This window comes from Mesorhizobium sp. B2-1-8 (genome assembly GCF_006442545.2).
Classification (GTDB): domain Bacteria; phylum Pseudomonadota; class Alphaproteobacteria; order Rhizobiales; family Rhizobiaceae; genus Mesorhizobium.
The window spans coordinates 164,669-179,222 of the sequence record NZ_CP083952.1 but is presented as its reverse complement, the minus strand read 5'-3'; the positions used below and the strand labels follow the sequence as shown (position 1 = coordinate 179,222).

Here is a 14,554-nt window from a genome sequence, read left to right as displayed (position 1 = left end):
AACATGCCCGCCTACCGTTCCCGCACCACCACCCATGGCCGCAACATGGCCGGCGCCCGCGGCCTGTGGCGCGCCACAGGCATGAAGGACAGTGATTTCGGCAAGCCGATCATCGCGGTGGTCAATTCCTTCACGCAGTTCGTGCCGGGTCACGTCCATCTGAAGGACCTTGGGCAGCTGGTCGCCCGCGAGATCGAGAAGGCCGGCGGCGTTGCCAAGGAATTCAACACCATCGCCGTCGATGACGGCATCGCCATGGGGCATGACGGCATGCTCTATTCGCTGCCGTCGCGCGAGCTGATCGCCGACTCCGTCGAATACATGGTCAATGCGCACTGCGCCGACGCCATGGTCTGCATCTCCAACTGCGACAAGATCACGCCCGGCATGCTGATGGCGTCGCTGCGCCTCAACATCCCGACCGTGTTCGTCTCCGGCGGCCCGATGGAAGCCGGCAAAGTGGTGCTGGCCGGCAAGACGCAGGCGCTCGACCTGGTTGATGCCATGGTCGCCGCCGCCGACGACAAGATCTCCGACGAGGACGTCAAGGTCATCGAGCGCTCGGCCTGCCCGACCTGCGGCTCCTGCTCGGGCATGTTCACCGCCAACTCGATGAACTGCCTGACCGAGGCGCTGGGGCTTTCGCTGCCCGGCAACGGGTCGACACTGGCCACGCATGCCGACCGCAAGCGGCTGTTCGTCGAGGCCGGCCATCTCGTCGTCGATCTCGCCCAGCGCTACTACGAGCAGGATGACGAAAGCGCATTGCCGCGCAGCATTGCCTCCAAGGGCGCCTTCGAAAACGCCATGACGCTCGATATCGCCATGGGCGGCTCCACCAACACCGTGCTGCACATCCTGGCCGCCGCCCATGAGGGCGAGGTCGACTTCACCATGGAGGACATCGACCGGCTGTCGCGGCGGGTCCCCGTCCTGTGCAAGGTGGCGCCGGCCAAGTCCGACGTGCACATGGAGGACGTCCATCGCGCCGGCGGCATCATGGCCATCCTCGGCCAGCTCGACAATGCCGGCCTGATCAATCGCGACCTGCCGACCGTGCACACGGCCAGCCTCGGGGAAGCGCTCGACCATTGGGATATTTCACGCACCTCGAGCCAGAATGTGCGGGACTTTTTCCTCGCCGCCCCCGGCGGTGTGCCGACGCAGGTCGCCTTCAGCCAGGACCGCCGCTGGGACGAGCTCGACACGAACCGCGAGACCGGCGTCATCCGCTCGGCGAAGACCCCTTTCTCGAAAGACGGCGGCCTTGCCGTGCTGAAAGGCAATCTGGCGCTCGACGGCTGCATCGTGAAGACGGCAGGCGTCGATGAGTCGATCCTGAAATTCACCGGTCCTGCTCGCGTCTTCGAAAGCCAGGACGCTTCGGTCAAGGCGATCCTTGCCAATGAGATCAAGGCCGGCGACGTCGTCGTCATCCGCTATGAGGGACCGCGCGGCGGCCCCGGCATGCAGGAAATGCTCTATCCGACCAGCTATCTGAAGTCGAAGGGCCTGGGCAAGGCCTGCGCGCTGGTCACCGATGGACGCTTCTCCGGCGGCACGTCGGGCCTGTCCATCGGTCATGCTTCGCCGGAAGCAGCGGAAGGCGGTCTGATCGGGCTGGTGCAGGAGGGCGATACGATCGAGATCGATATCCCGAACCGCACCATCCGTCTTGCCGTCGACGACGCGGAACTCGATGCCCGCCGCGCGGCCATGGAGGCCAAGGGCGCGGCCGCCTGGAAACCGCAGGAAAAGCGCAAGCGCAAGGTGACAACCGCTTTGCGCGCCTACGCCGCCTTCGCCACCAGCGCGGACAAGGGTGCCGTGAGGCACGTGCCGGAGTAAGGCTCGAATCTCGTCAGGTCGGCGCTGCCCCTCATTGTCCTGCCGTGTCCAGCGGATAGATGGGTAACAGAATGAACCGGATACATAGGTAACAGTTTTCTCCCCCTAAGATGCGGTTGCCGCAGCGCCAAGCGGTCCGGTTGGCGCGGCGCTGCGGCGAACCAGTTTCATGTGCTTGTCGTCGATGAAGCCGAGCGGATGGGCGTAGAAACGCATGGCCCACTTGCCGTTCTCGGTCTCCTCAATGGCGATCGGTTCGCCGGCCAACGTGGCCGAGACATAGATCTCTGTGCCTCGCCATTTGACGGCGCCATTCTGGCGCACGCCGCGCACCGCTGCCTCGGCCGGATAGTCGGGTTCAGGAGCTGTCTTCGGCATCGGCCGGGTCGAGGGACGGTAGTGCTGCGCCGGGGTGTCCATGCTAAGCGCCTCGTGCGGACGCTCCTCATTGTAGCTGCGCCGAAAGTCCTCGAAAGCCTGGCTCTGGGCCGCCCTGTCGGCCGCCGGTTCCTTGGCCATCGGCAGCATGGTCAGGTGGAAACGCTCATGACGTCCGTTCTGCTGCGGCTTGCCTAGCTGGATGCGCTCCAGAGCGATGCCGAGCTTGATGAAGCGCACCGCAAGCGGCGTCAACCCTGTGACGCCGGCCGACGCAAATGGCGGGCCGTTGTCGCTTCGGATGCGATCCGGCAGACCGTTCTCCTCAAACAGCCGCTCAAACACCGGCCACGCCTCCTCGTCGGCCGTCGAGCCCGTCGCCTCGAGCCCCAGCAGATAGCGGCTCAATGCATCCATCACCGTCAACGGCTCGCAGCGCCATCCGTCACGGGTCCGGAACCACCCCTTGTGGTCTGCCGTCCACACCGCATTCGGCTCCGCAGGCTCCGGCCATGGCCCGTTGCCCTCAGCCCGCCAGCGCCTGCGCCGGCGTCCCACAAGACCGTGCCGCTTCAGGATCTCGCCTGCCGTCGAGACCGCCGGCCAGTCGCAGCAGGGCTCGCTGCGTCTCAGGCGCGCAATGATCTTCTTTGGACCCCACAGCGGATGCACTTGCTTCTCCGCCAAAATCCGATCCACCAGCTCCGCTGCCGTTGCTCGGCCGTGCTCGAGCGGCGCCCGCGGCAGATCATGCAAACCTTCCGGGCCAAACTCCCGATAGCGACCAAGCCATTTGTAGCCGCTCTTGCGCGATATGCCGTAGGCCCCACAAAGCGCGCTCATCGTCTCCTCGCCGGCCAGGCAATCCACTACAAACCGAAGCCGCTCGTCCATGATGCCAGTCGCTCGCCAAACCATCGCCGGTCCTCCCGGCGGACAAGAAAACTGTCACCCATGCTATCGGTCCATTCTGTTACCTATCTATCCGGTTCGGACAGCCGGACATTTCTCCCCGTATAGTGACGGGGAGAAAGAGGCCATTACCAACGGCTTCGCCCAATTGTCGGCGTTGCAAGAAAGCTGAGAGGTTGCGACCAGCCCCTTCTCCCCGTCACTATACGGTCGTCCGTGAACAATGAAGTGGGTCAGGCTGCGCTGGATCTGGGGCGGCTTTGGAGTGCTGTGATGAGAAGCCACAAAAGCAGCCTGAACCATTTGATCAGGAGCGAGAAGTTGTAGCCGGCGGCGGCGAGGATGGCGTTGATGGCGTCGCCCTGTTCGCCGGCGAGGTAGTTGCGGCCCATGCGGTGCTCGGCCTTGATGTGGCCGATGACGGGTTCGACTGCCGATCGCCTGCGCATCTGACGCTTGATGGCAGGTGTGACGCGGCGCTTCTGGCCGGCGGTGAAGACCCTGAGCTTGTGGCTTTCAGGTGCGTTGTGGCCGCGATATCCGGCGTCGGCGAGGATGCGGCCGATTTCGTTGCCGATGGTCTTTTCCATGTCGGGGATAACGGTCGCGAGCGTATGGCCGTCATAGGGATTGCCGGGCAGTGCCTTAGCGTGCAGGGCGAACTGGCCGCCCTTCGAGCGTTCGAGCGTCGTGGCGATCGAGACCTTGACGCCGAACTCGTAAGGGGCATGCGCCTTGCCCTTGCCGATGCACTCGACCTCATGGGCGTGCAGGCTGTAGATTTTGCGGCCGCGCTGGCGCTGACGTTGCTCCAGAACCGCCGAGGCCTGGTAGAGCGGCCACTTGAAGCTCGCCTCGAGGTCCGTTTGGCCGGTGATCCGGCGGGAGATGTCGCGAATGGTGCGGCCGAGATAGGTCTTGAGCTTGCGCAGCGCCTTGTTGGCCCGCTTGAACTGCTTGGCGTGCGCGTAGCGCTGGTGCTTGATCAGCGCCAGCTTGCCGACCCGCACGTAGGTCTGGCGCAAATCGAGCCCCGCCTTCTTGGCCAGCCGCACCAGCCGCTCGCGCGCCCGATTGACGAGCTTGGCGTCGGTGGGGAACATCACGTTCTTCGGCTGCACGGTCGTGTCGACGATCACCCGGCGCGTATCGGCCGGCTTCATCGCTCCGCTCTTGACCGCCACCGCCAGGCTTTCTTGCAGGAGCGCCGTGATCGGCTCCTCGCCCATGCGCTGGCGCCAGCGCGTCATCGATGAGCGCTCGAAGGAGAGCTCGTGGCGGAAGAACTCTTCACCGCACAGATACTGGAAGTAGGGGTTCTCCACCCAGCGGGCGCACAGCTCCTCGTCCGACAAGTCGAAAGTGTGCTTCAGGATCGCAAGGCCCGCCATCAGTCGCGTCGGCAAGGGCGGCATGCCAGGACCGTCCGAATAGACCGCGCCGAAACGCTCCTCCAGCACCGGCCAGTCGATCGCCTGCGCCAGCCGCACCAACTCGTGCTTCATGTTGATGATCTGATCGAGCCTGGAGCGGAACAGGTCCTGCTCTCCCGTCTCGCGCTTCTCGCGTGGCCTGGACATTCGCCGTCCCCTCGATTCGCCCGCCAAAACGAGTGAATCACGCATCGGCGCACAAGGGAATCGTCAAATCGAATTGCAAGAAAACGGCAACCAGACACCGCAAATGTTGCAACGCTATTCCCGCATTCCTCGCCGATTAGGAAACCAGATCAAAGCCTTGCGGATAGTTCACCGACGACTATACGGGGAGAAGATGCCGGCAGGCAGATGAGGGGCGGCACAAACACTGCAGGACTACCTGTCCTCGGCTTGCGCCGCTCCACACTAAGGCATCAACTGATACTCATAGAGCTTCTGGTAAAGCCCGCCCTGCTTGAGCAAGGCCCGGTGCGGCCCGCTTTCCACCACTTTGCCGGCTTCCAGCACCACGATCGTGTCGGCCTGGTGCACGGTCGACAGGCGGTGCGCGATGACGATCGTGGTGCGCCCTTCCGTCAGCTGTTGCAGCGCGTCGCGGAACAGCGCCTCGGATTCTGCGTCGAGCGCGCTGGTCGCCTCGTCCAGCAGCAGGATTTCGGCGTTGCGCAGCATGGCGCGCGCGATCGAGATGCGCTGGCGCTGGCCGCCCGACAAAAGGCCGCCATTCTCGCCGACATCGGTTTCATAGCCTTTCGCCTGCGCGACGATGAAATCATGCGCGTTGGCCGCCCTGGCCGCGGCGATCACCTCGTCGTCGGTCGCGTCCTCGCGACCAAGCCGGATGTTGTGCATGATGGTGCCGGCAAACAGGAACGTGTCCTGGCTGACATAGGCGATCTTTTCCCTGAGCGAGGCGAGGGTGGCATGGGAAATGTCCTGGCCGTCGAGCAGCACCCTGCCGCCCTTCGGGTCATATAGGCGCATGATCAGGTTCAGGATCGTCGACTTGCCGCCGCCGGAGGGGCCGACCAGCGCCGTCATCTTGCCGGGCGCCAAGGTCAAGTCGAACCGGTCCAGCACTGGCGGGCCGTTCAGATAGGCGAAGCTGACGGCGTCGAACCGGATCTCGCCCGGTCCTGCCTGAAGCGGCCTTGCATCCGGCTTCTCGGCCAATGTCAGCGGCTCGTCGGCCAACTGGAACATCATGCGCACGCCGACAATGCCGCTTTCCAGCGAGATGCGCACGCGCGCGAGGCGCTTTGCCGGTTCATAGGCGAGCAGCAGCGCCGCGATGAAGGCCATGATGTTGCCAGGCATCTGGCCGCCCTTCAGGACCAGTAAGCCGCTGACCATGACCGCGCCGGCGATCGCCAGGCCGGCCAGCGTTTCCATCACCGGATTGGTCACCGCTTCCAGCGCGGCGATGTTGTTGGCCCGGTCCTCGACATCGGACACCGCCCTGTACATACGCTTGCGCATCAGGCCTTCGAGGTTGAAGGATTTGACCACGCGCACACCGATCGCGGTTTCCTGCATCACCTGGACGATTTGGCCGACCGAGCGGAACTCCATGGCGGCGAACTTGCGCACGCGCTTCAGGATGCGGTTGACTCCATAGATGGCCAGCGGACCGACGACGAAGCAGATCAGGGACAGCGCCGGCTGCTGCCAGACCATGACCCCAATCAAGGCAGCCAGCGTCACCAGGTCGCGCACATAGGAGGTGACGATGAGGTCGAGCACGTTGCGCGCCGCCTGCGCATTGTTGGTCATGCGGGTGATCAGGTCGGACGACGAGGTCGAATGGTAGAATTCGATGCCTTGCGCCAGGATGCGATCGTAGATCTTGCGTTGCCGTTCGGCGATGATGGCGTTGCCGACCCGGCTCATGAAGTAGGCCTGGACGAAGTTGGCGATGCCCTTGACGATGAATATCCCGGCGACCGCCACGGCAATCATGTTGACGCGATCGACCCTTTTGTCGATCACGAATTCATTGGTGATTTCGCGCAGGATCCAGGCGCTGGCGGCCGTCATGCCGGCCACCACCAGCATCGACAAGATCGCGGCGGCGTAGCCGGCCCTGTGCTGCCGGAACGATTCCCGGAGCAGCCTTGCGACCAGGCGCTGGTTTTCCGTCGAGCGGAAGAAGCGAAACACGGCTGATCCTTGATGCCGGGATGACGAAGGCGGCTTATAGAGGGAGTTGCCGCCGGAGGGAACCTTTCGCCGCCATCGAAAGAAACCGCTGCGGCAGGCTGTCTTTTGAGACACGATACAACTGTGATTCTTCAAGCGGGATGATGAGAGATGGATTTCGACTTAATCGTTCGTGGCGGCACGCTGCCGGAGGGCGGCATAGCCGACATCGGCATCAGCGGCGAGACGATCGCGGCGATCGAGCCGAAGCTCGAGGGTTCCTCGCGGACCGAGGTTGACGCCCGTGGCAATCTGGTCTCGCCGCCCTTCGTCGATCCGCATTTCCATATGGACGCCACGCTATCCTACGGCATTCCACGCATCAACGCGTCGGGCACGCTGCTCGAGGGCATTTCGCTGTGGGGCGAACTGAAGCCGCTCTTGACGCACGAAGCGGTCCGCGATCGGGCGCTCGCCTATTGCGACTGGGCGGTCTCGATGGGACTGCTCGCCATCCGCACCCATGTCGATGTCTGCGACGACCGGCTGCTGGCGGTCGAGGCGCTGCTGGAGGTCAAGAAGACCGTCGCCCCCTATATCGACCTGCAATTGGTGGCCTTCCCGCAGGACGGCTTCTATCGCTCGCCGACGGCGCGCCAAAACACCATTCGCGCGCTGGACATGGGCGTCGACATCGTCGGCGGCATTCCGCATTTCGAGCGCACCATGGCCGACGGCACGCGCTCGGTCACGGAACTGTGCGAGATCGCGGCAAAACGCGGCCTCATGATCGACCTGCATTGCGACGAGACCGATGACCCGCTGTCGCGTCACATCGAACAACTCGCCTATGAAACGCAGCGCCTCGGCCTGCACGGCAGGGTGGCCGGTTCGCATCTCACCTCCATGCATTCGATGGACAATTACTATGTCTCGAAGCTTCTACCTCTGATCGCCGAGGCCGGTGTTTCGGCGATTCCCAACCCGCTGATCAACATCATGCTGCAGGGCCGTCACGACACGTTCCCGAAGCGGCGTGGCATGACGCGGGTCAAGGAGATGCAGGCGCTGGGCATCCGTGTCGGCTGGGGCCAGGATTGCGTGCTCGATCCCTGGTATTCGCTGGGCACCGCCGACATGCTCGACGTCGCCTTCATGGGCCTGCATGTCGCCCAGATGTCGAGCCCGGCCGACATGGCGCGCTGCTTCGACATGGTCACCAACGTCAACGCCGCGATCATGGGCCTCGATCAACTCGGCCTGGCCGTCGGCAAGCGCGCCAGCCTGGTGATCCTCGATGCCGGCAATCCGATCGAGGCCCTGCGCCTGCGCGCCGAGCGCATCTGCGTCATCGCCAGGGGCAAGGTTGTGGCGGAGCGAACAAGGCAGGATACCAGGCTTTCGATCTCCGGCAGGCCGTCGCAGGTGAACCGCAGACATATATCCACCTAGATACAGCCGATTCCCGACGCTGGTCTTACCTATTTCCTGATTTCTCCTCGTCAAAGCCACCGCTTCCGTCTACGACGCGGCTTAGGCGAGGGAGGAGTCGGGGTCGGCATGACGCAACCCGTGGCGCAGAATTCCACAATCAAGAATGTGCTTTTGGCCGGCATCCTGCTGATGCTGGCGGGTGACTTTCTGTTTGCGCTGAACGACGCGATGGGCAAATGGCTGGTCACCAGCTTTTCTGTCGGCCAGGTGGTGCTGATCCGCTCGATTGGCGCCTTCATCGTGCTCGGCCCAATGATCGCCAACCAGGGCGCTGGAAAACTGTTCCAGATGGAACGGCCCGGGCTGCAGATCCTGCGCGTGGTGGCGACGACGCTGGACACCGCTTTGTTCTACGCCGCCGTCGTCTATCTGCCGCTTGCCGATGTGATGAGCTTCTACATGGCCGGGCCGATCTATGTGGCGGCGCTGTCGCATTTCCTGCTTGGCGAAAAGGTCGGCTGGCGCCGCTGGGTGGCGATCCTGCTCGGCTTCTGCGGCGTGGTGATCATGCTGAAACCGTCCTCTGCCGCGTTTTCGCTATCGTCGGGTTTCGCGCTTGTCGGCAGCCTTGCCTTCGCATTCGCCATCATCCTCAACCGGCGCCTGCGCGGCACCAGCGACACCAATCTGGTGACATGGCAGACGATCGGCACGCTGGTGGTTGGCGGCGTGCTGACCATCGGCGCCTGGAAGACACCGTCGGCTCTCGATTTCGGCGCCATGCTGCTGCTCGGCATCGTCTCCTGCGGCGCGCATCTGATGATCACGCGGGCGCTGAAACTGGCGCCGGCCTCGACTCTGGCGCCGCTGCATTACACGCTGCTCTTGTGGGCGGTGGTGTTCGGGCTGGTGTTCTTCGGCGACGTTCCCGGTCCACGCATCCTGATCGGCTCCGGCATTGTCGTTCTGGCCGGCCTGTTCATCTTCCATCGCCAGAAAGTGGTCGACACCACGGTGCCGCCGGAGAACGTGCCGAAGGGTGTGAACTGAGGCCCGGATTTCGGGTGCCTAGACTTGGCGTACCGCAGCAAGGTGCCGCGAAAATTCCTCTGTCTCCATCAGCACCTTGCAGCGCGCGAAGCGGCCGTCGGCATAGGCGCGGAAATCGTCTACTGGGTTGTTGTTGGCAAGCTGGATCAGCCCCCACAGCGTCCACAACAGGTCGCACATCGCCTTGTAGATGACGATGCGGCCGCGCTCCGCCGGCTTCGCCTCGCCACCGAAATAAGCGCGCATCAGCTCCTCGTCCTGGGCCGCGTCGAATTTGCCCTCGACGCTGAGATCGCCGAGGTCCCAGAGCGGGTCGTTCATTCCGGAATATTCCCAGTCGACGATCCACATCCGCTCGCCCGTATCGAGAAAATTTTCGCACAGCGGATCGCAGTGGCAGGCGACGAGGGGCAAGGGGCGGACGGCCAGCGCCGAGCGCACGCTGCCGGCCTCGCGCACCACGTCGTGATAGCCGGCGGGCAGGGCGACATCCCTCGTCGACAGCACCTTGAGATAGTCGTCGATCATCGAAAACAGCTCGAAGCGGAAGGGGAACACCGCGCCGGACGCGTGCAGCTTGCGGAAGGCCTCGGCCGCCCGGGCCGGACTGCCCTGCCGGTCCCTGAATTTCTCCGGCGACATCGTCTCGGCACCAGCGATGTAGCGCGTCACCATCAGGCCCGTGGCGGCATCGGCATGCAGCACCTCGGGACTGACACCGGCCTTTGCCGCCTCGCGCGCCGCCACCGCCTCGCTGGCGCGGTTGATGTATTCCTCGGTGCCTTTGCCTGGAATGCGCAGGCAGTAATCGCCGGCCTTGAAGACGAGATTGGTCAGGCCGCCGAGCCGTTCCAGCGGCCCGGTGTAGCCGGCCAGCACCGGAATGGCGGCAAGTTTTGCCTGCGCCTCGTCTGTGACCATGCCTGCGTCCCCACGCGCTATTTCTTCGCCGCAACGGTTCCACAATTTTCGCCGTTTGGCTATCATCCCGGCAAGACGAGGGATTGGTGGACACGTGACGGACAGCAAACACCATGGCGCACTTGGCGAGGTCTACGCGGCCAAGCGCCCGGAAGAGGTGGCGGCACTCTATGACAGGTGGTCGCAGACCTATGACGCCGACATGTCGGCCGCCGGCTACCGCCATCCGACGATCTGCCTTGCCTTGCTGGCCCGCCATCTGCCGCGCGGCTCAGCCCCGTTGCTCGACGCCGGCGCCGGTACCGGGCTGATCGGCGAATGGCTGGATATTGCCGGCTATCCCCAGGTCGAGGGGCTGGACATCTCGCAAGGCATGCTGGATCAGGCCGCGCGCAAGGGCGTCTATTCGGCGCTGCATTGCCTGGCGCTCGGCGGCGCCTTGCCTTTTGCCAACGACACCTATGCCGGTATCATCTCGGCCGGCGTGTTCACCTCGGGTCATGTCGGCGCCGAGGGCTTGGACGAACTGATCCGTATCTGCCGGCCGGGCGGGGTGATCGTGCTGACGGTCAAGAACACGCTGTGGGATCAGGGTTTTGCCGCGCGCATCGCGGAACTCGAGGCGCAAGGTCTCGTCACCCGCGCCGAGGAAACCCGCCCTTACGTCTCGATGCCCGGGGAGGCTGATACCGTCCCGAGTCGTGGCCTCGCCTTGCGCGTGAGTTAAGCCTTCACTCGCTCCATTGCCGGGTCGTATAGCGGCTCGAAATAGAGTTTAGCCGGCGTCCGCTGCATCGCGACCACCAGTTCATAGCTGCCCGAGGCGAGGAAATCGTCGCTCACCCCGTCGGCGTTGCGCACATAGCCATAGCCGATATTCTTGCCGACCGTGTAGCCATAGCCGCCGCTGGTCAGATAGCCCACCGGCTCGCCATCGCGCAGGATGGTCTCGCGCCCAACGAGCACGATCTCCGGATCGTCGACCGTGAAGCCGGCAAAGCGCTTCTTCAGGGACGCGCCGCCAACCTTCTCGAGCGCGCGCCGTCCGACGAAGTCGGTGTTCTTGCGCAGCTTGACCGCCCAGCCGAGCCCGGCCTCCAGCGGCGTGTCATTGGGCGTGATGTCGGAGCCCCAGGCGCGATAGCCCTTTTCCAGCCGCAGCGATTCCAGCGCGCGGTAGCCGACCGGCCGGATGTCGTGTTTCCCGCCGGCGACCATCAGCTCGTCGAAGACTTCGCCGGTGGCAGCGATCGGCACATGCAACTCCCAGCCCAGTTCGCCTACATAGGTGACGCGCAGCGCCCGCACTGTGTAGCCGGCTATTGTGATCTCGCGCACATGACCGAACGGGAAGCCGGCATTCGACACGTCACTCCCGGTCACCGCCGAAAGCACGTCGCGGGCACGCGGTCCCATCAGCGACAGCGTGCCGAAATCCTCGGTGACATCGGCGAGCTGGGCATCGAGGCCCTCGCCAATATGGTCGCTGATCCACGAGGCGTCATGGTTGCGGAAACCTGTGCCGGTGACGATGTAGAATTTTTCCTCGCCAAGCCGCGACACCGTCAGGTCGGCCTCGATGCCGCCGCGCGTGTTGAGGAGTTGCGTGTAGGTCAGCCGGCCAACCGGCTTGCCGACATCGTTGGCGCAGATGCAGTCCAGGGCCTTCGCCGCGTCGGACCCGCTCAACTCATACTTGGCGAAGGACGACTGGTCGAAGATGCCGACATGCTCGCGCACATGCCGGTGTTCGTCGCCGACGGCGGCGAACCAGTTCTGCCGGCCCATCGAATAGATGTCCTTTGGCTCGACGCCCTCCGGCGCGAACCAGTTAGGCCGCTCCCAGCCGAGCTTGGATCCGAAGACGGCGCGATGGTCTTTCAGCCTGTCGTAGAGCGGCGAGACGATGCGCGGCCGGCCGGAAACGTATTCCTCGTGCGGGAAGCCGATCGTGTAGTGCTTGCCATAGGCTTCCAGCGTGCGCTCACACACCCAGTGCCGGTCGCGGTGCAGGTTGGAAAAGCGCCTGATGTCGACCACCCACAGGTCGAGCGGCGCCTCGCCATCGACCACCCATTGCGCCAGCACCCAGCCTGCGCCGCCGCCCGACGCGATGCCGAAGGCGTTGAAGCCGGCGCCGACGAACATGTTGGCGCATTCGGGCGCTACGCCGAGGATGAAATTGCCGTCCGGCGTGAAGCTCTCCGGCCCGTTGATCATCTGCTTGACGCCGACCGTCTCCAGCGCCGGCACGCGTGCGATCGCCTGCGCCATGTGCTGCTCGAAATGATCGTAGTCGTCGTCGAACAGCCGGAACTCCCAGTCATCGGGCACGTCGCCCCCGGGCAGACCGGTTGTCCAGGCCTGCGGGTTCGGCTCATAGCCGCCCATCACCAGGCCGCCGACCTCTTCCTTGAAATAGGTGCGCCGATCGGGGTCGCGCAGCGTCGGCGCATCGGTGGCCAGCCCCGCGATCTTCTCGGTGATGATGTACTGGTGCTTCACCGGCTGCAGCGGCACATCGATGCCGGCCATGGCGCCGACCTGTCGTGCCCATTGCCCGGCGCAGTTCACGACCTTGTCACAGGCGATGTCGCCCTGATTGGTCTTCACCGCCGTGATGCGGTCGCCCTTCATCTCGAAACCGGTGACGCGCACCTCCTCATAGAGTTTGGCGCCATGCATGCGCGCGCCCTTGGCCAGCGACTGCGTGATGTCGGAAGGGCTCGCCTGGCCGTCGGTCGGCAGCCAGGACGCGCCGACGAGATCGCCGGTCTCCATCAGCGGCCACATCGCCTTGACCTCCGCCGGAGACAGCAAATGCATGTCCATACCGAAGCTTTTCGCCGTCGTCGCCAGCCTTTTGTACTCGGTCCAGCGGTCGGCATTGGTGGCGAGCCTGAGGCAGCCGGTCATCTTCCAGCCGGTGGCAAGGCCGGTCTCGGCCTCCAGCCCCTTGTAGAGATCGACGGAATATTTCAGCACCCGCGTGATCGAGGCCGAAGAGCGCAATTGCCCGACCAGGCCGGCGGCATGCCAGGTCGAGCCCGAGGTCAGCTTGCCCTGTTCGAGCAGCACCACGTCGGCCTTGTGGTCGCGCGCCAGATGATAGGCCGTCGAACAGCCGATGATGCCGCCGCCGATGACGACGATCGCGGCCTGGCTAGGCAAGGTCATGATTTCAGGATCCCGTATTTTGTCCGGTAGTTTTCCAGCGCCGCGTCGAGCCGCGCCAGGTTTTCCTCGGTATAGGCGACGTAGTCGATGCCGGGCGCGTCGAGATAGAGCTCCGACACCATGCTCCACATCGCCTCGCGCAGCAGCGAGGCGCATTGCATGGCTGCGTGCGAGCGGCGGATCGCCTCGTCCGGTTCCTTCATGAAATAGGCGGTCAGGAAGGCGAAGGATTCCTCGTCGCTCATGCCCGCGTTCGAAGCGACGCCGGCAAGGTCGAACATTGCTGTGTTGAAGCCGGCATATTCGAAATCGATCAGCCACAGCCTGCTGCCGTCGTCGAGAATATTGGCCGGCAAGAGATCATTGTGGCCAAAGACGATCGGCAGCAGTTTCTGGGCGCGCTCCAGTTCGTCGGCGAGCGCCAGAAAGCGCGGCAGGTCACCGCGCTTGCGGCTGTTGCCCTCGTCAAGCGTGCGCGCATAGTCGCGGATGACGTGAAACACCCAGAACATGAAGCCGGCGCCGGAGATATGGTTGGGCATCTCCCGGTGAAAGCCGCGCATCAGCGCCGCGACGCGGCCGAGATTGGCGCGCACGTCCTCGGCCAGATAGGTTTTGGCGCCAAGAAACGCCGTCACCAGGATTCCTGGTTCGGCATAATGGACCGCCGGTGCGAAGCCGGCAGCGTGCGCCGCTCGCGCGGTCATCACCTCGCGTTCGCGGAAGACATGGTGGAACGGATAATCCTGGCCGAAGCGCACGACATGTTTGCCAGCCGTATCGGTGACCACATAATTGGCATTGCTCAAGCCGCCGGGCAGCGGTGCGATCTCGATGGCGCCCGTCCAGCAGGGAAGGGCGCGGATGCGGTCTTCGGCAATCACGAAATCATCCCTGGTTTGCTGGCCTGGTTTGCCGGGTTTCGACAAGGCGCCATGGGCAGCGCAATGACGGCGGGGAGAAACGCAAACAATCTCGTCGGTGCGGGACGCCAGGATCGGTATCCCGCACCGCACCGACGAGCCCCTTGGCCAGACTTTTGAGCCCGGCATCCGCCCCCGCGGATCTGAAAATTCCTTGAGCCAGACACGTTACGGGCTGTCCGGTCAATGAGTTGCGGCTCTGCCAATTAACCTCCCGCTGCAGCTCCGAACCCTATTGAGGGTGGATTTCACGCCAGGGTTGCCCTTCTGTCAATAAAAAGATGTGACCTTTTTTGGGTATTTTGCCCGAAAGTATAGGCAATTCCTTTAAAA

10 protein-coding genes are annotated in these 14,554 nt (G+C 63.9%); 4 read left to right on the top strand and 6 right to left on the bottom strand.

Annotation, left to right across the window (positions count from 1 at the left end; all coding sequences use genetic code 11):
• Positions 1-3: 3 nt before the first annotated feature.
• Positions 4-1,848 carry a dihydroxy-acid dehydratase gene (gene ilvD / locus FJ970_RS00830; protein ID WP_140760805.1) on the top strand — a complete coding sequence of 615 codons (1,845 nt, stop codon included), beginning with the start codon at positions 4-6 and terminating at the stop codon, positions 1,846-1,848.
• A 105-nt stretch (positions 1,849-1,953) separates the two neighbouring features.
• On the opposite strand, the gene FJ970_RS00825 is transcribed toward ilvD, so the two are convergent.
• From FJ970_RS00825 to FJ970_RS00815, 3 genes are all read right to left on the bottom strand, one after another.
• Complete coding sequence (locus FJ970_RS00825) at positions 1,954-3,144, bottom strand: helix-turn-helix domain-containing protein (protein WP_227791992.1); 1,191 nt, start codon at positions 3,142-3,144, stop codon at positions 1,954-1,956.
• Positions 3,145-3,371: 227 nt separating this feature from the next.
• Complete coding sequence (locus FJ970_RS00820; protein ID WP_227791889.1) at positions 3,372-4,718, bottom strand: IS5 family transposase; 1,347 nt, start codon at positions 4,716-4,718, stop codon at positions 3,372-3,374.
• A 264-nt stretch (positions 4,719-4,982) separates the two neighbouring features.
• Positions 4,983-6,737, bottom strand: a complete 1,755-nt coding sequence (locus FJ970_RS00815) for an ABC transporter ATP-binding protein (RefSeq protein ID WP_140765518.1) — start codon at positions 6,735-6,737, stop codon at positions 4,983-4,985.
• A gap of 150 nt (positions 6,738-6,887) precedes the next feature.
• On the opposite strand from FJ970_RS00815, the gene FJ970_RS00810 reads away from it, so the two are divergent.
• Entirely contained in the window at positions 6,888-8,168 is a 1,281-nt protein-coding gene (locus tag FJ970_RS00810) for an amidohydrolase family protein (RefSeq protein ID WP_140765516.1), read from the top strand.
• A gap of 108 nt (positions 8,169-8,276) precedes the next feature.
• Positions 8,277-9,200: a DMT family transporter gene (locus FJ970_RS00805; RefSeq protein ID WP_140765514.1), complete on the top strand. Its 924-nt coding sequence runs from the start codon at positions 8,277-8,279 to the stop codon at positions 9,198-9,200.
• An 18-nt stretch (positions 9,201-9,218) separates the two neighbouring features.
• Here the strand turns inward: FJ970_RS00805 and FJ970_RS00800 are convergent, their stop codons facing one another.
• The gene (locus tag FJ970_RS00800) at positions 9,219-10,121 is read right to left on the bottom strand and encodes a phosphotransferase family protein (protein WP_140765512.1); all 903 of its coding nucleotides are present in this window, start codon (positions 10,119-10,121) and stop codon (positions 9,219-9,221) included.
• A 94-nt stretch (positions 10,122-10,215) separates the two neighbouring features.
• Here FJ970_RS00800 and FJ970_RS00795 point away from each other — a divergent pair, with 94 nt between their 5' ends.
• Positions 10,216-10,848, top strand: coding sequence for a class I SAM-dependent DNA methyltransferase (locus FJ970_RS00795; protein ID WP_140765510.1), 633 nt, complete (start codon positions 10,216-10,218; stop codon positions 10,846-10,848).
• On the opposite strand, the gene FJ970_RS00790 is transcribed toward FJ970_RS00795, so the two are convergent.
• The gene (locus FJ970_RS00790) at positions 10,845-13,298 is read right to left on the bottom strand and encodes a GcvT family protein (protein WP_140765508.1); all 2,454 of its coding nucleotides are present in this window, start codon (positions 13,296-13,298) and stop codon (positions 10,845-10,847) included. The genes FJ970_RS00795 and FJ970_RS00790 overlap by 4 nt on opposite strands.
• The gene (locus FJ970_RS00785; RefSeq protein WP_140765506.1) at positions 13,295-14,182 is read right to left on the bottom strand and encodes a phosphotransferase family protein; all 888 of its coding nucleotides are present in this window, start codon (positions 14,180-14,182) and stop codon (positions 13,295-13,297) included. Before FJ970_RS00785 ends, FJ970_RS00790 begins: the two co-directional genes overlap by 4 nt.
• Positions 14,183-14,554 lie beyond the last annotated feature (372 nt).